This window comes from Crocinitomix catalasitica ATCC 23190, assembly GCF_000621625.1.
GTDB lineage: Bacteria > Bacteroidota > Bacteroidia > Flavobacteriales_D > Crocinitomicaceae > Crocinitomix > Crocinitomix catalasitica.
Genome location: NZ_JHXV01000007.1, coordinates 1 through 20,483, shown reverse-complemented (window position 1 = coordinate 20,483; position 20,483 = coordinate 1). Strand labels below are relative to the sequence as shown.

The 20,483-nt window shown below is 35.5% G+C and carries 17 protein-coding genes; 7 read left to right on the top strand and 10 right to left on the bottom strand.

The features are described from left to right. Positions 1–12: 12 nt before the first annotated feature. On the bottom strand, positions 13–681 hold the full coding sequence (locus tag T367_RS24635; RefSeq protein ID WP_211252684.1) for a porin: 669 nt from the start codon (positions 679–681) through the stop codon (positions 13–15). 320 nt (positions 682–1,001) lie between these two features. Between T367_RS24635 and T367_RS0105035 the strand changes: the two genes are divergently transcribed. Then, positions 1,002–3,425, top strand: a complete 2,424-nt coding sequence (locus T367_RS0105035) for a Na/Pi cotransporter family protein (RefSeq protein ID WP_245593023.1) — start codon at positions 1,002–1,004, stop codon at positions 3,423–3,425. A gap of 259 nt (positions 3,426–3,684) precedes the next feature. On the opposite strand, the gene T367_RS0105030 is transcribed toward T367_RS0105035, so the two are convergent. From T367_RS0105030 to T367_RS0105005, 6 genes are all read right to left on the bottom strand, one after another. Then, on the bottom strand, positions 3,685–4,119 hold the full coding sequence (locus T367_RS0105030) for a VOC family protein (protein WP_027418866.1): 435 nt from the start codon (positions 4,117–4,119) through the stop codon (positions 3,685–3,687). A gap of 39 nt (positions 4,120–4,158) precedes the next feature. After that, positions 4,159–4,800, bottom strand: coding sequence for a DUF1801 domain-containing protein (locus T367_RS21445; protein WP_084274323.1), 642 nt, complete (start codon positions 4,798–4,800; stop codon positions 4,159–4,161). A 101-nt stretch (positions 4,801–4,901) separates the two neighbouring features. Continuing rightward, positions 4,902–5,951: a methyltransferase domain-containing protein gene (locus T367_RS0105020; RefSeq protein ID WP_211252683.1), complete on the bottom strand. Its 1,050-nt coding sequence runs from the start codon at positions 5,949–5,951 to the stop codon at positions 4,902–4,904. A gap of 4 nt (positions 5,952–5,955) precedes the next feature. Continuing rightward, positions 5,956–7,572 (bottom strand): S41 family peptidase, encoded by a 1,617-nt coding sequence (locus tag T367_RS0105015; RefSeq protein WP_051568358.1) that lies wholly within the window; start codon positions 7,570–7,572, stop codon positions 5,956–5,958. Continuing rightward, the gene (locus T367_RS0105010; RefSeq protein ID WP_027418863.1) at positions 7,573–7,995 is read right to left on the bottom strand and encodes a deoxycytidylate deaminase; all 423 of its coding nucleotides are present in this window, start codon (positions 7,993–7,995) and stop codon (positions 7,573–7,575) included. It lies immediately after the preceding gene. 85 nt (positions 7,996–8,080) lie between these two features. Continuing rightward, entirely contained in the window at positions 8,081–8,797 is a 717-nt protein-coding gene (locus T367_RS0105005) for a glycosyltransferase family 2 protein (protein ID WP_035842622.1), read from the bottom strand. Positions 8,798–8,909: 112 nt separating this feature from the next. Between T367_RS0105005 and rsgA the strand changes: the two genes are divergently transcribed. Genes rsgA through T367_RS0104990 form a run of 3 tightly spaced genes read left to right on the top strand, consistent with a single transcriptional unit; the run spans position 8,910 to position 11,364 of the window. Beyond that, positions 8,910–9,887 (top strand): ribosome small subunit-dependent GTPase A, encoded by a 978-nt coding sequence (rsgA, locus tag T367_RS0105000; RefSeq protein WP_316930849.1) that lies wholly within the window; start codon positions 8,910–8,912, stop codon positions 9,885–9,887. A gap of 3 nt (positions 9,888–9,890) precedes the next feature. Then, positions 9,891–10,343: a D-aminoacyl-tRNA deacylase gene (gene dtd, locus T367_RS0104995; RefSeq protein WP_027418860.1), complete on the top strand. Its 453-nt coding sequence runs from the start codon at positions 9,891–9,893 to the stop codon at positions 10,341–10,343. Between the two features lie 49 nt (positions 10,344–10,392). Then, positions 10,393–11,364: a glycosyltransferase family 9 protein gene (locus T367_RS0104990; protein ID WP_027418859.1), complete on the top strand. Its 972-nt coding sequence runs from the start codon at positions 10,393–10,395 to the stop codon at positions 11,362–11,364. Here the strand turns inward: T367_RS0104990 and T367_RS0104985 are convergent. Then, positions 11,361–11,876: an acyl-CoA thioesterase gene (locus T367_RS0104985; protein WP_027418858.1), complete on the bottom strand. Its 516-nt coding sequence runs from the start codon at positions 11,874–11,876 to the stop codon at positions 11,361–11,363. The two genes, T367_RS0104990 and T367_RS0104985, sit on opposite strands and share 4 nt — an antisense overlap. A gap of 207 nt (positions 11,877–12,083) precedes the next feature. Then, a complete protein-coding gene (locus T367_RS0104980; RefSeq protein ID WP_027418857.1) occupies positions 12,084–14,291 on the bottom strand; it encodes a peptidylprolyl isomerase in 2,208 nt (735 codons plus the stop codon). Between the two features lie 477 nt (positions 14,292–14,768). On the opposite strand from T367_RS0104980, the gene T367_RS0104975 reads away from it, so the two are divergent. The 3 genes from T367_RS0104975 to T367_RS0104965 all read left to right on the top strand — a co-directional run bounded on the left by T367_RS0104975 (position 14,769) and on the right by T367_RS0104965 (position 20,100). After that, positions 14,769–15,746: a pyruvate dehydrogenase complex E1 component subunit beta gene (locus T367_RS0104975; protein WP_027418856.1), complete on the top strand. Its 978-nt coding sequence runs from the start codon at positions 14,769–14,771 to the stop codon at positions 15,744–15,746. A gap of 5 nt (positions 15,747–15,751) precedes the next feature. After that, positions 15,752–16,813, top strand: a complete 1,062-nt coding sequence (locus tag T367_RS0104970; RefSeq protein ID WP_027418855.1) for a hypothetical protein — start codon at positions 15,752–15,754, stop codon at positions 16,811–16,813. Positions 16,814–17,271: 458 nt separating this feature from the next. Beyond that, the gene (locus T367_RS0104965; protein WP_027418854.1) at positions 17,272–20,100 is read left to right on the top strand and encodes a T9SS C-terminal target domain-containing protein; all 2,829 of its coding nucleotides are present in this window, start codon (positions 17,272–17,274) and stop codon (positions 20,098–20,100) included. A gap of 70 nt (positions 20,101–20,170) precedes the next feature. Here T367_RS0104965 and T367_RS0104960 read toward each other — a convergent pair. Continuing rightward, the coding region (locus tag T367_RS0104960; protein WP_027418853.1) for a transposase at positions 20,171–20,483 on the bottom strand (313 nt) is incomplete at its 5' end.

Below are 20,483 nucleotides of genomic sequence, written 5' to 3'. Positions count from 1 at the left end.
TTGCGGCTATTGCTAATCTAAATAGTCTCCTTTTGATTTAAAATTACCGAATGGTAACATTTCTAATCTGAATGTATAATCATAACCACCAATATTATTACCTGTAATACCAATTCCTTCACCATTACTCATCGATACAATTTCTTTAAAGGTGAAGTTCTCACCGATTTTAAAATGGTGATCTACGACTAATCCTAAATCTCTATCTATGTTAAATTTACTGTTCAAAATTGATCGATCAACCAATTGTAAATTTGCTGAAGAAATTACACGCTCTCTATTTCCCGGAAGTTTACCTTGGCCAGCTCGAATGGAGAAATTCTTATAAAAATTCCATTTAACATAAGCATCACGCATATAAAGAGGTGTAAAACCATGTTCTGCATTATGACCACCCAATTGATCTCTATTAGATAAACTAAACTCCAATTTATAACTCAATTTGGGATTCAAAATAAAACCATCGAATTTAAATCTTGAACGTCTTAATAAAAAACTGCTTTCATGATTGCCTATTTTACTCAAATCATCGTTCGTTACATCCCATCCATTTGACATAAGTGTTTGAAATCTCAAACCAAAACGAATAGCAAAGGTTGAATCTTTACCAACCACTTTTAATCCTTTACCAAAAGAATCTGGGAAATATTGTGCATTTACATTCGAGCTTAACACCGTCATAGCCGATATTATAAGTGCAATTATTAATAGCTTAAAATTCATATGATTATTTAAAATTTTGTGCAAATATCACGTTTAATTAACGTTTGAATAATGTATTGGTAATATACTTAATGTTTTCTTAACATCGGAACACCCATTATTTAGACTAAACCAAATTGTAAACACCTCATTATAAAAGCACTACAGTAATAAATTTTGAGTTTTATTTCTAAATCGGAAAAATGATGCCGATAGTTTGTTAACACAATGTTAACATTGAATAAAATTAATTACATTGCCAAAGCACTACTTTTGCGCTACTTTTTAAATAAAAATTGATGAAGAAATCACTTTTCGTTTTAATGACCATACTGTGGTCTATAACACTTCAAGCCAATCAAAATAGTTTTTTGGCGAATTCTAATCGAACTGATTCAACCGAATTATTTGATGCAAAATTTGAATTAAAAAACCTGGTTTTTTCTTTTGAAAACAATTTCGACAGTCTCACACTGGCGTTATTTGACACGGGTACAATTAATATTAATTGGTCTACTATAAAGCCAGTTAAATCATTTGTTGGCATTCGTTATAGAAAAATGGGGGACAAAAAATGGAACCAATTAAGCGCTGCGAATAAAACTGGTGCTATTACGATAAATGATATTGAAGAAAATCTCATTTTTGAATATAAAATTGGTGGTGGATCGTCAAAAAAAGATATCGTTTATGATGACGAAATTCATCATTTCAATACATTAAGTAAATCAATCTTCAAGGTTAACGCTAATAAAGACAAAGAAGAAGCAGCTGAACTTTATTGGGCTATTGAGCCAAATAAATTAGCAGAATTACTTTCAGTTTATCCCAATGCTAATTACATTATCAAATACAATACAAGTATTGGTAAAAAACAAAATGCTGATGATGCAAGTAAATCGCCTTGGATAATTGAAGACGCTGTAGACATTAATAAAGTAAAATGGAAATTAGAGGAATTAGTTGGTGGTGAAAAATACGTTTACAAAGTAGGTTTAAAACTAGATGATCAAATTGTTTGGTCTAAAGAATCAAAGTTTGAAGCTGAACGAACTTGGGGTATCTTTAAACTATTAGTGCTAATCGGTTCTTTAGGTATGTTCATTTTCGGTATGAAAATTATGAGTGAAGGTCTGCAAAAAGCAGCTGGATCGAGTTTGAGAAACATGTTAGGTTCAATCACATCGAATAGAATTTCAGGTGTACTTACTGGATTTGGAATCACATCTGTTGTTCAATCATCATCCGTGACCACCGTAATGACTGTTAGTTTTGTAAATGCGGGTTTATTAACTTTAAGACAATCTGCAGGTGTGATGATGGGTGCCAATATCGGAACAACCCTAACGGCTTGGTTAATTTTACTATTTGGATTTAAAGTTAGTTTAAGTTCTTACGCTTTTGTGTTTATTGCTTTTGGTGCACCTCTTTTATTTTTTAGTAAAGGAAAAGCTAAAGCATGGGCAAGTGTTATTATCGGTTTCTCTTTACTATTTATGGGACTTGACTCTTTAAAAGATTCTGTTCCAGCATTAGGAACGGATTCATCTATTGTTCAATTTTTCGTTGACTTTAAAGATGCTTGGTACGGTCCAGTTATGTTTGTAATACTAGGTGCATTAGTTACAGTTGTCATCCAGTCTTCATCTGCAGCAATGGCCTTGACAATGACTTTGGTTGCTGGTAATGTCATTCCTTTTGAAGTCGCTGCAGCAATGATTCTAGGTGAAAATATTGGAACGACTATTACTGCTGAAATCGCATCCCTAATTGGTAATGTACACGCGAAACGATCAGCTAGAATTCACTCTCTATTTAATATTATTGGTGTTACCTGGGCATTGATATTCTTCGCTTATATTTTAAAAGGTATTGCTTACTTCATGGAAGGTGATCCATTTGCTGATGGGAATTATGCAAATACAGGATTGGCGATGTTCCATACGGCATTTAACTTATTGAATGTAATCGTACTACTTCCTTTTGTTCCATGGTTGGTTAGAATGGCAGAAAAGACCGTAAAGTCTAAAGGCGCGGCTGATGAGGAATTCCATTTAGATTATATTGGTGGTGGTATCATGAGTACGCCTGATATCTCAATATTAGAAGCGAAGAAAGAAGTTGCTAAATTCGGTGAGATAACAAGTAGAATGTCAAAATTCACACAAATGTTATTGATCGAGCAGAACAAGAAAAAGAAATCTAAATTACACGATAAGCTTCATAAATACGAAGAAATTACTGACCGTGTAGAGATTGAAGTTGCTACTTATCTAGCAAAAGTTTCTGAAGGTGAAATGTCTGAAAAAACAGCTCAACAGGTTCGTTCGATGAACAGTATCGTGAATGACCTTGAACGAATTGGAGATATTTTCTATCAAATGTCAAAAACACTTGAAAGAAAAGAAGAACTGAAAGTGTGGTTCATGCCAGAACAACGCGAGAGTTTATTCGAAATGTTTGGCTTAATTGATAAAGCCTTCATTCAAATGATTGAAAACTTAAATTCAGATTGGGATGGTGTTTCTCTTGAATCTGCGAATCTTATTGAGACAAGAATTAATAAGAAACGTGATGAAATGAGAACGGAACATATTGCCAACATGACCAACTCAACAGTGAACATGGAAAGCAGTATGGTATTCAGTAACTTATTCTCTTCTTGTGAAAAAGTTGGTGATCATATTATTAATGTAACTGAAGCAATTAAAGGAAAAATTTAAGCACTCCTTTAAAACAATTATAATTACGGAAGGAATGGTTTTATGACCATTCCTTTTTTTGTGCTTTCTATTTATTTGTTTTAGGGCTTTCCGCCTATCCAATAAATTGTATTGGCGTCGGGCTATTCGCTCTAATCTTTTGCCTTCCCCAACCCGTTGGGAAAGACAAAAGGATATCCACTGCTATCCCTAAAGCGAATAAGCCTCAACTATTCAGCACCCACTAAACTTTAATCAACCCGCTCTAAAATTCGTTTTTTCAACCTTGATTTGTTTGGTCAAACCCCACCATCCAACTAATACCAAATTGATCGATCAACATCCCGTGATAATCACCCCAAAAAGTATCATTTAATGGCATGGTAATCTTTCCACCTTTTGACAATTCTCCAAATAATTTATCCGCTTCACTTTTTGAGTTTGCACGAATAGAAATTGAAAAATTATTCCCTTGTATAAATTTCGACGACCATGATGAACCAGTATCACTTCCCATTAAAACACTCTTACCAATAGGCAACGACACATGCATTATTTTATCTTTATCAGCTTCCGGAACAACATATTCATCACTAGCTGGAATCTCGCTAAATCGACCTATAAAAGTGAAATCACCACCAAATACTGATTTGTAAAAATTGAAGGCTTCTTCACAATTCCCGTTAAAATTTAAATAAGTACTTATTGACGCCATTTATTTTGTTTTAGGTTGATTAATTTAAGTTTATAACCACTATCGTTCCAATTGCTTATGAGACCCATCACAATTGGGCTTGCGTTTGGTTAAACCACATGTACAGTCGTTAATGCCTATGCCATCCATTATCCTTTGTTGGTACTTTCCTACTCTTGCCGCTCGTGTTTTGGCCTGTTTAGCACCTGTAAAAAACAAATTATAAGCTTTTTGTCGACCGGGCGTTAAGGCAAAAAAAGCTGTTTTAAAAGCTGGATTGGCTTCAAACACTTCCAATAATTCTTCCGGATAAACCAAGTCTGTACTTGATTTAAATTCGACTTTTAAACCGGCCTTTTCAACTTCTATCGCTTCAAAAACATAGGCTTTAATCGTCTCTTTAAGCGCATCAACTTCACTGGCATTTTTGAATTGAAGTACCCGCGCCGATTGCGTATTCTCACCTTGTTGAACGAGTATTTTTTCGGGATCTCCAAGGAGCACACCTTTAAAAAAACTGAGTACAAAAAAGTCTTTGAACCCACCAATAATGGCAATATTAGACTTATTGTATGTATATGCAGGTTGTCTCCATTTTAACGTTTCATCAAGTTGACAATCGAGTAAAATAGCACGCAGCTTGGTTAAGCCTTCTTGCCATCTTTCTGTCTTTTCTAAAAACTCATCTACTTTAGGATTCATGTTCTCCATTTAAAATTCTTAAAGGTACATGACAATATAATCAATCTAATTTCAATTTAGACTGGCGAGAAGAATCAAATAAAGAAAAAAATTGAATAAAATTAGCAACAAGAAGCGGCTTCAGTATCTGCTCCATTTACGTTAAATGGCATTGCACCACCACAACCTTCAAAAATGCCGTAATGCGTGTCCCAAGATCCGTAGAACGTAAAATGATCTTTAAATCGTGTATCATTCAACATACGGTATGTATTTCCACAAACCAACATCATTTTACCTTTTGGAAAGTGATGATGATCATCCAAATCATACGCTGAAAGCGCACCTTGAATTGTACCGTTATAGACAACAGCTTGACCGTAATCCTCACAATCACTTTCTAATTCAGCGATTTTAAACAAACGATAAGTCACTGAGAAAAAGGAAATATTTCCCACTTTTTCCTCTAATTCTTTATTGTCGATTGTAATTGGCTTGTTCTCAACAGCACGCGGATCAGTAAATCCAGATTTCTTAGCAAAATTTAGAAAATCATTCCAATAAAGCGCGCCTGATAAACACTCTCCCCACAATACTTTATCGTTTTGTAAATCAACTGGAATGCGACAATCACTATACACATCAGAGAAATAGAATTCACCACTTGGTTTAAGTAAATTATGAATATCTTTTAGCACTTTCTGCTTATCATTCACCAAATTTAAAACGCAGTTAGAGATAATTAAATCAAAACTATTGGCTTCAAAATTTAATTCATCTAAGGATTCAATATTACCTTTTATAAATTCAACATTGTCATAACCAAATAAATCAGCATGATAAGCTTTGTGATCGTTGGCTATTTTAAGTTGCTCATCGGTCATGTCTACACCAACCACTGAACCATTTGCACCAACCAATTGACTGGCGATATAACAATCGCGTCCACTACCCGAACCAAGATCAAGAATACGCAGTCCTTCAACTTGCAAAGGAATTGTTAAACCACATCCATAATAAGTAGACTGAACTTTGTCATGCACTTTATTTAACGCCTCCATAATATACGTCGGAGGAGCAGTTAATGTGCAACAAGCATTCGTTTTTAGGTCGTCTGAACTTTTAAGTTCTTTACCGTAATAATCTTGAACCGATTCGTGAATATCATTCATAGTACTATTTTCTAAAACTGTTTAGTGCTTCTTGTACATCGAGATCGTCTTTCAAATAAACAGCATAATAACCACTTTCTCTCCATAAATGACGTGCTATTTCTGCTTTCATTCTATTTCTGATCACTGAATTTGAAATTTCAATATCGCTCGGCTTTTTCTCTACCTTGTACTTTTCAGCGTACTTAATAAAACGATCGAACATCGATTGGCTTACAACATAACGTCGATTAAAATCTTCAAAGTCTTTAAACTTCGTTCTATTCTGATCTAAATAATTGATCGCATAATGGTTGAAAACACCGTTATAATAAAGCTCCGTTAAATAATATGACGCACCTGCTGTATCATTCGGAATAAAAATATCTGGATAAATTCCGCCACCACCATAAACTGTACGGCCACCTTTTGTTGTATATTTTAGTTTCTCATTTACTTTTACACTGTCTTCATTCAATAATTCACCATGCTCAATCCGATCGTAATAATCGTTCTCATAATTCACCCCTTCGCCATATGGTTTCTGAATTGAACGACCGGTTGGTGTATAATATCTAGAGATTGTCAATCTTAAAGCACTGCCATCTTTTAAATTTTGCTGGTCTTGCACCAATCCTTTACCAAAAGATCTGCGACCCATTATCATTCCTCTGTCATTATCTTGAATAGCACCTGCAACAATTTCACTGGCAGAAGCAGAAAGTGAATTAATTAAAATTGTCACTTCTACATTTTCTAAAATTCCTCTATCAGACGAATAATACTCTTCTCGTTTACTCATTCGACCGGCAGTATAAACAATCAAATTTCCGGATTTTAAGAAATGATCAGCAATTTCAGTAGCCTCAGACATATATCCACCGCCATTATTTCGCAAATCAAAAATCAATTTTTTCATGCCTTGTTGCAATAATTTATTTGCCGCTTCTTGGAATTCATACCCTGCCATTTTAGTGAAACTGTTTAGCTTGATAAAACCAACCTCGTCGTCTAACATAATAGCAACATCAATACTGCTCACAGGAATCGATCCTCTTACAATTGATAAATCTTTTGTTTCACCATTACGGAAAACCTTAACTTTAACTTCAGTTCCTTCTAATCCTTTCAGCATTGTCATCACCTTTTGATTGGTAACTTCCGGTCCTGTTATATTCTCTCCATCCACTTGAATCAATCTATCCCCTGGTAACATACCCGCTCTAATTGAAGGTGAATCTTCAAGCACATCCGTTGCGACTAAAGAATCGTCATGAATCAAGAAACGGATGCCAACGCCTCCAAATTTCCCTTCCAATTGTTCATTCACGCGCACCAAATCTTTAGCTGGAATGTAGGCACTGTGTGGGTCTAATTTCTTTATCACCCCTTCAATTGAACTTTCAATTAACTCTTCATGATTCACCGTATCAACATACCGCGCCTCAATCATGCCCAAAATAGTGTTGAACTTATTTGAACCGTCGTCAATAACCTGCTGAGAATTTCCTCCTGTAGGAATAAACATCGTCCCCAACCAAATACCAGCGGCCAAGGTCAACCCCATTAAAAGTGGAATCAAAAAAACATAATTACTTTGTTTTTCTTTTCCTACAATCTCATCTTGTTTTAGCTCTTCCATTTATATTTCATTAATATGCGCTACTTCAATTCCGAATTTTTCTAAGAACTCAATTCCTGAAGTGTCTTTATACTCGTTTTTATATACAACACGAACAATACCAGCTTGAATAATTAATTTGCTGCACTCACGACAAGGTGATAAAGAGATATAAAGTGTTCCTCCCTTTGCATTTTGTGTTGATTTTGCAACTTTTAAGATGGCATTTGCTTCGGCATGCAGCACATACCATTGCGTTTCACCATTCTCGTCCTCACAGGCATTTGTAAATCCCGAAGGCGTTCCATTGTACCCATCAGATATTATTGTATGATCTTTGACGATTAAAGCGCCTACTTGCTTACGTTTACAATGTGATAATTTTGCCCATTCTTGCGCCATACGCAAATAGGCTTTATCATATTTCTCTTGTTTTTTGCTCACTTTATCTAAGTTCTAAGCAGTAAATGTAATAACGATTGTCTTAGTATACTCTATAATCAAGTTAATTTTCCTCAAAAGAAACCAACTATTTCCTAGTAAACAAGCCGTATTTAAGAATGCACCACATGGCTCTGAAACCATCTTTCCACCCAATTTTTTTTCCTTGCTCCTCTGTTCGCGCCTGATAAGTAATTGCTACTTCTGCCCATCTTAAATCTCTATGCTTTGCAAGTCTCGCAGTGATTTCTGGTTCGAATCCAAATCGTTTTTCTACCAGTTTTAAAGATTTAAATAAAGGAGAAGGCACTAATTTATAACAGGTCTCCATATCTGTTATTTTTATTCGAAAAATTACATTTGACATTCCAGTTAATACCTTATTTGCCAAATTGCTTAATCCTGTTCCGCCCGAACTTTCCTTGTTTAAAAACCGCGAACCATAAACAATATCGGCTTCTTTATTTTCGACTTTTTCTAATAATCTATTTATTTCATTTGGATCCAATTCCAAATCAGCATCTTGAATGATTGTATAATCTCCAGTTGCTAATTGAATGCCCGTTTGAATAGCACCACCTTTACCTGTGTTTTTAGCATGATTGATTAAGCGTATATTTTCTGAACCCACCTCTTTAATCGCCTGTTCAATCGCCTTTTTACTTTTATCGTTAGATGCATCATTAATTATGATTATCTCTTTCTGTATATTGTTGATCAATTTTAAGTTTGACACAACATCAATTACCTTTGCTATAGTGGCCTCTTCATTAAACACAGGAATAATAATCGATAATTTATGCATAGCAGCCAAAGTTAATATATTTGCATTAAAACCTGCACGCTATGTTGACACCGTTTTTAATTGGTTCCTGCAAAGCATTTATGTTTTAAGATAAACAAAGGGTTTAAAAAGAATTAATGTATATTTTTACAAAAAAAGAATTCTGAAAAAAGGAACAGTAATAAAATCGACGGGGAGTTGGTATAAAGTCATCGACACCAATGGACAATTGTGGGATTGTAGAATACGAGGCAAACTTAGAATGGCCGGTATTCAATCCACCAACCCTGTTGCAGTAGGCGATGAAATAGAATTTTCTATTGAAGAAGAAGATGCATCGGTAGGTGTGATTAAAAAAATACTTCCACGTAGAAATTATATCGTTCGAAAATCAATCAACCTCAGTAAACGTTCTCATATTCTAGCTGCGAATATTGATCATGTATACTTAATTGTCACTTTAGTTGCGCCGCAGACACAAACTGGATTTATTGATAGATTTCTTGTTACGGCAGAAGCTTATCACATTCCAATTACCATTCTATTCAATAAAATAGATTTATACGGAGCACCAGAATTACAATTATTGGACGAAACCAAAAACATATACGAAACTGCAGGTTATAGATGTATTACAATCTCTGCCAATCGTGAAGCATCAGTTGAATTTTTAAAAGAGGAAATTAAAGGCAAAAAAGTGATGTTCGGAGGCCATAGTGGTGTCGGAAAATCAACCTTAGTAAACTCTTTAGATAACAATCTTAATTTGCGAACAGCAAATATTTCTGAAAGTCATTCGTCAGGATTACATACAACAACCTTTGCTGAAATGTTCCCGCTTAAAACTGGCGGATATATAATTGACACACCTGGCATTCGAGCTTTTGGTTTGATTGACTTTGATAAAAAAATTCTATCGCATTACTTTCCAGAAATGCGTGCATTAATCGACCAATGTAAGTTTAACAACTGTCAGCATATTAACGAACCGAACTGCGCTATTAAACAAGCCTTTTTTGAAAGTGAAATCGCTGAAAGTCGCTATCTTAACTACGTTAAAATGATGGGTGATGATGAGGCAGAAACATTTAGAAAAGATATTTACAAATAGGTCATGCGTACTATTATTCAACGTGTAAAATCAGCATCTGTTAGCATTGATAATAGCATAAAAAGTAAAATTGATATTGGCTTATTAATTTTAGTTGGTATTGAGCATGAGGATACTGCCGAAGACGTAGAATGGCTAGCCAAAAAAATCGTCAATCTTCGCATTTTTTCAGATGAGGATAAACAGATGAATTTATCATTATTAGATATACAAGGAGAAATCCTAGTCATCAGTCAATTCACCCTTCATGCTAAAACAAAAAAAGGCAATCGACCATCTTATATAAAAGCTGCACCACCTTCAATAGCAATACCGCTCTATAATTCATTTTTAACAGCATTGAATAATTATACGCGTCAACCCATTGGATCGGGTGAATTCGGGGCTGATATGCAAGTAGAATTAATAAATGACGGACCAGTAACGATATCCATTGATTCGAAAGCGAGGGAATAAAAATTAGTGCAAACCTCTATTCTAAATTCATTTAATTAATTTTGAACTGGTGAAAAAATTTTTAATCATACGTTTTAGTTCTATTGGCGACATTGTGCTCACCAGTCCTATCATTAGATGCTTAAAAAATCGAATTCCAGATGCTGAAATCCACTTTGTTACCAAAGCTAGTTTTGCGGGAATTTTAGAAGAGAATCCACATGTTTCCAAAGTTTATAGTTTCCAAAAAGAAATCACTGAAATCATTCCAGCTTTAAAAACTGAGAATTATGACCATATCATTGATTTACATAAAAACTTAAGGTCTTTTAGACTCAAGTATGCCTTAAAAAAACCATCTTCATCATTCCATAAATTGAATGTGAAAAAGTTTCTTTTGGCTAAGCTCAAATTAAATTTTTTACCAGACATTCATATTGTTGACAGGTATTTCGGTGCTCTTCATAAATTCAACATTCAAAATGACCATAAAGGATTAGATTATTTCATTCCAAAAACGGATGAAGTAGATCCTAAGCAATATGGTTTATCAAATCAATATATTGCCTTTTCAATTGGTGGTCAATTCGCAACTAAAAAAATGCCGAATGACAAAATTATTTCAATTATTGAATCGATAGAAGAAACTGTTGTATTGATTGGTGGACCGACCGATCGTGAAAACGGAGCAGCCATTGCAAAGGGATTTAAGCATGTAATTAACTTATGTGGTGAGTTAAATCTTAATCAATCCGCATCCATTTTAAAACAATCTAGTAAGGTAATCACACACGATACCGGTCTAATGCATATTGCTGCAGCTTTTAATAGACCTATTGTGTCAATTTGGGGGAATACAGTGCCTGAACTTGGAATGTATCCTTATTTACCAGAAAATGGCGCGAAGTATTCAATTCATCAAGTCGAATTAAAATGCAGACCTTGTTCTAAAATCGGATATGATAAATGCCCTAAAGGACATTTTGATTGCATGAACAAACAAGATCTTAACGAAATACAGTCTGCTATAAAAAGTAATTAAAGTTTAAAAATAGCTTTTAATTCAGGCGCATCTTCAGCTTTCAACCTTCCCGCTAAAATTAAACTCAATTGTCTACGACGTAAAGCCGCGGCATATCGTTCTTTCTCCTCCTCTGTTTCAGGAATTAATTTTGGTACTTCTACTGATTTTCCATTTTCATCTATAGCTACAAAAGTCAATATCGCTTGATTGCTGGCTGTCTTATCCCGCGTAACACTATCTTCAATATAAACATCAATGATAACCTCCATCGAAGAATTAAACGCCCTAGAAACCTTAGCTTCCAAAGTCATGATAGATCCTAAATCAACTGGAAACGTGAAAGAAACATTATTAATAGAAGCAGTAACTGAAACTCTTCCAGAATGACGATGTGCAGCAACAGCGCCAATTTCATCAATCCAAGCCAGTAAGGAACCTCCAAATAACTTACCTAAAGTATTCGTATCATTTGGAAGAACAACCTTTGTAGTGATTGAGAGTGATTCGTTTGGTGTTTTTTCTTTTAACATGCCTGTCATTTTTACGGTACAAAAATACACCAATTCTATGAGACTAGTTTACAACCACTGTTCGACCATTACAAATTTCCTTTGAAGTCTATAAAATGGTGAGAAATCAACCATGAGTATTTGGAATAATCGAACCGGGAATAATAACAAAAAAAAATCCGTCTTCAAACGAGTTGAAGACGGATTTAATACATTTATTTATTTCAACTATTGTTGATACTTTTTCGCTTGTCTATTATCTTTTAAATCTGCTTTCTCTCTTAAAGCTTCAATAATAGCGCCATCAGCAACACTTGTTTGCGTTGTCAATAAACTCCCTCTTAATTTCTCGTAATCCTCAACCTTTGGTGCTAATTCTTCCTCTTCTAAGATGAAAACATAAACACCATCTTTACCTTTAATTGGATTCGTCATTGCTCCAACTGGAATATCAGTGAAAACACTTCCAACCAATGCTGGATCTTTAGCCTGACCTTTAACAACTGACTGTCCGTCAAAAGTAACTTCAGTCTCTCTAATCGCTCCGTCAGTCAATACAGTAGCAACGGCATCTATACCTTGCTTACCACTCATCTTATCAATATAAAAATTAGCTTGCTTTTCTTTTAAAGCATCTCTTTTTACAATTAATTCAACTTCTTCAAATGTCGGTACACCCTCTTCAATAATTGATTTAATATTTGCAACGATAAATTTATCCCCATCTAAAATTGGATCAGAAACATCATTCATTTTTGCATTTTTATTAAAAGCAAAACGCATCACTCTATCTGGAGTAGTAACACCAGGGATAAAGTTATTAGCTAAAATTACTTTAGCCGATTGAATTTGGAAGCCACTGTCTTGTGCAATTTTAATAAAAGCACTGTCTTGTGTAGCCTTAACATCGTTGATAGCAAAAATAAAATCGAATAATCTCATTTCCATATCTGCCAATGTTTTATCACTCGGCTTAATCTTTTTAGTTACAATTCCAAAAACAGGTACATTTCTTTCTGCTTGTTCAATCACTTCAACAATATGATATCCGTAATCAGTTTTTACTAATTGTAATTTTCCAACTGGACCATTAAAAGCAGCATCATTAAATTCAGGAACCATTCGTCCTTCAGGAAACCATTTGTATTCACCATTATTTGGAATAGATGCAGGATCTTCAGAGATTGAAACCATTTCAACAAAATTGTTTTTTGAACGAATGATATTCATGATACTATCAGCCATTGACTTCGCTGCATCTTCTGAACGACTTTGAGAAGAAATCAAAATATGTCTTACCCAAGCTTGTTTTTGTTTCTTAACATCCAATAAACGCGCTAAAGCAACATGTTCTTCAGATTTTCCTGAAGAATTAACTTGTGCTGTAATTGGTCCAAATACTTGACCAATATTACCTTTTTGTACTTCCTCATCAATTGATTTTGGATAAGTGCCACCTTGGCCGCTAATTACAAATTTATTGTCATCACTATAGTTATACTGCAAAGTATCATTCATTATCTTTTCATCACTGTTCTGATAAATAAACTGTAATACGTTTTCAGTTGTTTTTAAATTAGGAATTAAAGCAGATACTAGATCTCTAGTTATCGCTCTGTCATTAGCCGTTGCAGATACAGGAATAAAAACCATATCTAAGCTTCTTGCCTCTTCTTGTTCATATTTCTTTTCGCCTTTATGCTTTTCAAAATACGATTTCACTTCGTCATCAGAAATACTTACTTCATCCTCTGGAATAGCAGCGTACTTTTGCACAACATATTTGAATTTTCTTTTGTGAAATAAAGCTTCGTTTTTATCTTCAACCTCTACTTTATTTACATAAACACCTTTACGAACTAAAGCAACATATTTATCTGCAACTCTCGCTGTTCTTAAACCATCTTCAAATTCTTTCCATTGTTTTCTTGCGTCAGTCCATTGTTGAATGTCAGCTTCGTTCGTTGGTTCGTTCTCTAAATTCGACAAGAAATTTCTTACAGAATCTTTAGAAAAACCAGAAGCACCATTAAAAATTGAGACTTGTAGAACCCAAGGGTGAATGTTTTTACCATGAATCATATCGTTCATTTCATCCTTTGTAACAACGATACCTAATTTGTTAGTTTCGTCATCTAATAAGGTTTTACGAACCAGTTCGTTGAAAGCTTTATCTTCAGATGCACGTTCAGATGATTTTGAATACTCCTGATTTTGCGATAATGCATTATTTCTATCTCTTGTAATAAAGTCCGTTTTAAGTCTTTCAAACTCAACCTCATTAATTCCTTCTCCATTTACAGTTGCTGAGTTTATTTGCTCAACTTGTCCACCGGGATCCTTAAGGAAATCAGTGAAGATAAATGCCAACATCGCTAGACCTATCACAATAAGCAACAGTACCGAGTTTTTCTGAATATTTCCAATTACAGCCATTTCAATTTTTGTTAATTTTTAAGAATCTGCGAATATAGTCCTATTCATTGAAATATGAAAGGAGTACAGGATTATTTTTACGAATAACTTTGTTTAATTTATATGATTCCTTTATAAGCATCCGTTAAAGCCCATTTTATTGGTATGGAACAGTCTAAGTTTTTGTTTTACATCGGGCTAAAGTTCTTGGATACATGATTATATCATAATTCAATTAGACCAATACAAGAAATTTGGAAATTGAAAACGAATTTACAACGACTTAAAAGTTTACTTTTACTGCTAAACACATAATTTTTATTACCTAAAAAGAATGTTAACTATCGCGTCGAAATACTAGCCTTTAGGAAGGTTTAGTGATTCTTAGTGTCAAATTTACACAGTGTAATAGATAAAAAATTCAAAAAAGTTTGATGTTTCATTTCTTAATTTTGTAGATTTGGCGCAAATTAATCGTGTTGTAAACCATCGATAAGTATGAAAAATGTACAATTTAGAGAGGCACTGAGAGAGGCAATGTCTGAAGAAATGAGAACTGATGAAAACGTATTTCTTTTAGGAGAAGAGGTTGCCAATTATAATGGTGCGTACAAAGTTTCACAAGGAATGTTAGACGAATTTGGCGCTAAACGTGTGATTGATACACCCATCGCTGAACTAGGATTTACTGGGATTGCTGTTGGTGCTGCAATGAATGGTTTAAGACCAATCGTTGAGTTTATGACATGGAATTTTGCGATTCTAGCGGCTGATCAAATCATTAATAGTGCAGCTAAAATTTTACAAATGTCAGGTGGACAAATTAATTGTCCTATTGTATTTAGAGGTGGTAACGGAACTGCTGGACAATTAGGTGCTACGCATTCACAAAGTTTTGAAGCTTTTTATGCTCATGTACCAGGTTTGAAAGTTATAACGCCTTCTACTCCTTACGATGCTAAAGGTTTACTAAAAGCCGCTATTCGTGATAACGATCCTGTTGTATTTTTAGAATCTGAAAAAATGTACGGCGATAAAGGTGACATTCCAGAAGGAGAATACATTATTCCAATTGGTGTTGCTGATATTAAACGTGAAGGTACTGATGTAACAATTGTTAGTTTCGGTAAAATCATTAAAGAAGCGCATAAAGCTGCTGAAGAATTAGAAAAAGATGGTATTTCTTGTGAAATTATCGATCTTAGAACTGTTCGTCCTATTGATTATGCAGCGGTTGTTAATTCGGTTAAAAAAACCAATAGATGTGTTGTTGTTGAAGAATCTTGGCCAATCGCATCAATCGCTTCTGAAATTGCTTATCACTTACAAAACTATGCATTTGATTATTTAGATGCTCCTGTAAAACGTGTAATGCAATCAGATACGCCATTCCCTTTTAGCCCAACTTTAATGGCTGAAGCTTTACCAAATGTTGAAAGAATTATTGCTGCCGTTAAAGCGGTTAGTTATAAATAAATTCCGTGTCTCAGTCTTTTAACAAGCTGATTCATTTTTCTAAAACTCCTCCTGCTGAAGTTGTAAAACTTTTATCGGATACTATTATTGGTACCAATGGTTTGCAATATAAATTATTGGACACGCCAGAAAAGGTTTATCATCTCTCCATGCCCTTATTCATTTATTTGCAACGGCAAGAACAAGCAATTGCGAATATTACTTTTTGTGAACGTGCTATTTCACCTGGAATTAAACATTATTATTTAAGGTATTTCGCATTTGCTAAAGGTTTACAAGGCAGTGGTAAAAAACGCCGTGGGAATTCGGTTTTTGCCAAATCAATCGCTCAATTATTTACGACAGACAATTTAAACCTCGACAATCCAACCTATGGTAAATCTATTTATTGGGCTTATATCGATCCGCATAATTCGCGTTCGTTTAACAACCAACTAAAATCTGATTTCATACAAATTGGCGCTTTTAATACTTTACCCTTTAGTCGATTTTATCCTAAAAAATGTTCGGCAGTTTCTATTATCCATTCCAGTGAAAAAAAATTGGTGAAGGACTTATTAGCCAACCATTATAAGGATCATAATTTCTATGCTGACACCCATATTTTTGACAATGATCAATATTATGTTTACAAAGTAAATGGTGAGATTGTTGCAGGATTGCAGGTGCATAAAGTCCATTGGGAAATTGTTAGCTTACCTGGTAAGTTTGGAAAAGCATTGCTCAAAATTTGCCCTTATATTCCCCTTATCAATAAACTCATCAACCCAAAAGACTATCGGTTTTTAGCAACAGAAGGACTCTTTTATCAAGCTGTTCATGAAAATATATTGGCTGATTTTTTTGAAGGCATTCTACACCTCACCAATTATAATTCAATGTTGTTTTGGGAGGATACAAAATCTCCGCGTTTGGCGCAGCATAAAATGCAGTGGGGTTGGTTAGGCAAGCTGTCAAAGCAAGAAACTCCTGTTCATGTGCTAGCCAAATTTAACGGTGTCACTTCAGTTGAGATAGACAAAATTAAAAATAGACCGACTTATATAAGTGGGTTTGATGTGACTTGATTTTTTTTTGAGACTGGAATCCTGAGTTATTAGTAGATATTTTTTGGCGGTTCCCATACGGGCGGGCTATCCGTTCTTATCTTTTTTGTCCATCCGCCTGAGGCGGGCGGACATAAAAAGGATACCCACTCCTATCCCTAACCGAAAAGACCTATTCTAAACCCCTTTAAATTATGATCTAAAATACAATCATGCCCTTTCAAAAATAATACCTCACCCTTGCTGGGTTTTAAAACTTATTTATTGCAAACTTCTTATCGAAGGAATGTTTCCTTCGCAATTGAAAAGCGTCCCTTCAGGACTTGCATTTGCTTTATCGCTCATCACATAAATGCTAGAGGCTGATCTTACTTATTCTAAAACGGATCTATACCTTCACCTTTTTCTCTTTTGCCTCCTGCCAAAATTAAAAGTCTTTTGTCTACCTTCTTTTATCTGTTATCCCTATCTTGCAATAAATGAAATTATTAACCCTCATATTCTGTTTTTTCTCGCTAACTGCTTTCTCTCAAGAAATCTGCAACAACGGCATTGATGATGATGGTGATTTATTAATTGACTTAAATGATGAGGATTGTGATTGTTTGGAATTGGATGGTTATTCAAGTTTAATTCCCAACCCCTCTTTTGAAGATACCTTATGTTGTGAGCCAGACTTTCGATGTTCAGAATATTGGACAGAAGCCAATTGGGGGAGTTCAGATTTTTTTCATTATTGTGATTTAGCAGAAGTCGCTGGAATTCCTCCATTATTGCCAATACCTGGAGGTGGAAGTGGGTATGTTGGTTTTGCCGCTATGCCCGGCACAAAAGAAACTGTAGGAACCTGTTTGTTTAGCCCTATAATTACAGGTGGAGTTTATACTTTAAATTTTTACACCGCTTGGAGTGAAGGTGAACAATTTTTAGAGTTACATTTATATGGCACACCTGAATGCGATAATTTACCTTGGGCGGGAATTGATTGCCCAATAGGTTTCGGAGAATGGCAAGATTTAGCTGATGTTGAAATTAATTATGTCATGGATGGCTCATGGCAGGAGGTAACCTTAACATTTACACCTACTGAAGATATTTACGCCATTGCTTTGGCTGGGCAGTGCGGTTCTGAAGTAATTGATGGTATTACTTACCCAGACGGCTATTATTTTTTTGATGAATTAACCCTCATCGACACCGACCACTTCACCGATATTTCCCAAACTGGTGACTGGTGTGACGGCAATCTACTACTCACCGCAATTATTGACACGCTAGGCGGCGAATGGCAATGGTATAAGGATGGCATTGCTTTAGTGGGTGAAACCAGCGAAACTGTAAGCGCAAGTGAATATGGAATGGGGATTTACACCGCACAATACACCATTGGCGAACGTTGTTTAAGATTGGTTGAAACTATTCATTTTCCTGATGTATTGGATGCTGATTTTAGTGCTGAAAATGTTTGTTTGGGAGAGGAAATTGATTTTGAGAACAGTTCTACTTGGTCGGAAGATGATGCTCCGACTTGGGAATGGGATTTTGGGGATGGTGAATCTTCCGCAGATGAAAATACCAGTCATGTTTACGATGAATCAGGAACATACACCGTTACCCTAATTGGGCACAGTGAAATTTCTTGTAATGATACCACGTCTTACGAAGTAATTGTCTATGATATTCCAAACGCCAGTATAGAATTTATTGCAGGCGGTGCCTCATCTGAAGATGGCAGTACGGGTGGTTGTATTATCAATCCTGTTATGTTAAATGATCTTTCAACTGTAATTCCGCCTAGTGAAATTATTAGCTGGAATTGGACTTTTGGTGATGGCGGAATGTCAACGGATGAAAATCCTGAGCATACTTATGGTGCAATTGGCACTTATACAATAACGTTAACAGTCACAGGAACGGGAGGATGCTCGACAACAACCACCAAAACCATCACCATGACCAATGGCATCCCTTTGGATATTATTTATAACGAACCTACCTGTTTTGGTTTGTCTGATGGTTCGATTATTATTAGTGTAGAAGGTGGAGGGGATGATTTGCTGTTCGAAATTAAAAATGCAGACGGTGAATTGAAGAATATTGATAATAGTAATGCAGCGAATAGCCTCGGTGCTGGCACCTATACCTACACGGTTACAGACGATAGCGAATGTTCGGGTAGTGGCACCATCACCTTAAACGAACCAGCCGAATTGGATATTGATTTAACAACAGTCTATCCGCTTTGTTATGGTGACAAATCAGGTTATGCGATAGTTGATGAAGTCTTTAATGCAACTGGTGATTTAGGTCTAATCAACTTCAATTGGAGTCCTGATGGTTTAAGTGGTATCGCTGAAGATTCGGCTGGAGGATTAGGAGCTGGCGAGCATATTGTCAATGTAATTGATGCCAATGGTTGTTCAAATTCATTTAGTTTTATTATCGATCAACCAGATTCACTACGTTTTGTAGAATTCGAATTTGAACCTGCTTATTGTCGTTTATACAATTACCAAAAAGGAAATGGCGTAGTGAAAGCAGCCATGGCAGGCGGCATTCCAGATTATGATTATTTATGGACCAATTTATCCACAGGCGAAACGAGTACGAATTCTACTTGGGGCGGTCTGAATCCCGGTCAATATGAAATGGTAGCTACGGACGAAAACGGCTGTACTTTAACTCAAATTCTAACGGTTGATTCCTTAAATCCAAAAGCCAATTTCGAAATCACCTCACCACAATTCACGAGCAATTATAAAGGCACAGCCAACGTGGAAACCCACTATACCAATACCTCTCAGCACTTTGCAAATCCCAACAACCCTTTAGCAGATACTACTTTTTTCTGGAATTTCGATGATCCTTCTGGCGATTGGATCCTCAGTGAGTCCCTCGAAGAAACCTTTGACACTACATATAAAATTCGAGGTGAATCATACGAAATCACAACCTGTTTAGTGGCACTCAATAAAAATGGTTGCACCGATACGTTATGCAAAACGCTGATCATTTACGAACCTATCGTCTTCGATCAAGTCAATATTTTCAGTCCCAACAACGATGGTATCAACGACCAATTCACCTTCGAGTTCAAAACAAAATCTATCAGCGAATTCCACTGTATAATTATTGACCGCTGGGGCCAAGTCAAAACCGAACTACACCACATCACCGACGCATGGGACGGCACCAACATGAACGGAGCCCCATGCCCCGACGGCGTATACTTTTATACCTACGAAGCTATTAGTGATGACGGAACTGAGCTAGTTGGTCAAGGAACAGTGCAAATAATTGGAGGTTAGCGGTGACTGCTCCGTGCTGAGCTTGCCGAAGTGAGGTCTCGGCTGAGCCGAGAGGTCCCGATTTCTATGGTTAAACCAAATTTAATTTAAACTTTTTTTGATAAATTCTATTTTGGTTAACGCAAGAGAAAATTCTAAGGATTAATTTGTTTCTTACCGCATTTAGCACACTCATTTTATTCTTTCCTTCAGCAACTTTACGAAGGTAATAATGCTTTAAATCCCCTTCACATTGAATCGCTGACATTGCTGCCATATGTAGTATTGTTTTAATCGATTTATTAGCCATCGGGGATACTCTTGATCTTTTGTTTACACTGGTTCCTGAAGAGTAGTCAAACGGAACTACTCCGCTATAACAAGCATATTTTTTAGCCTCTTTT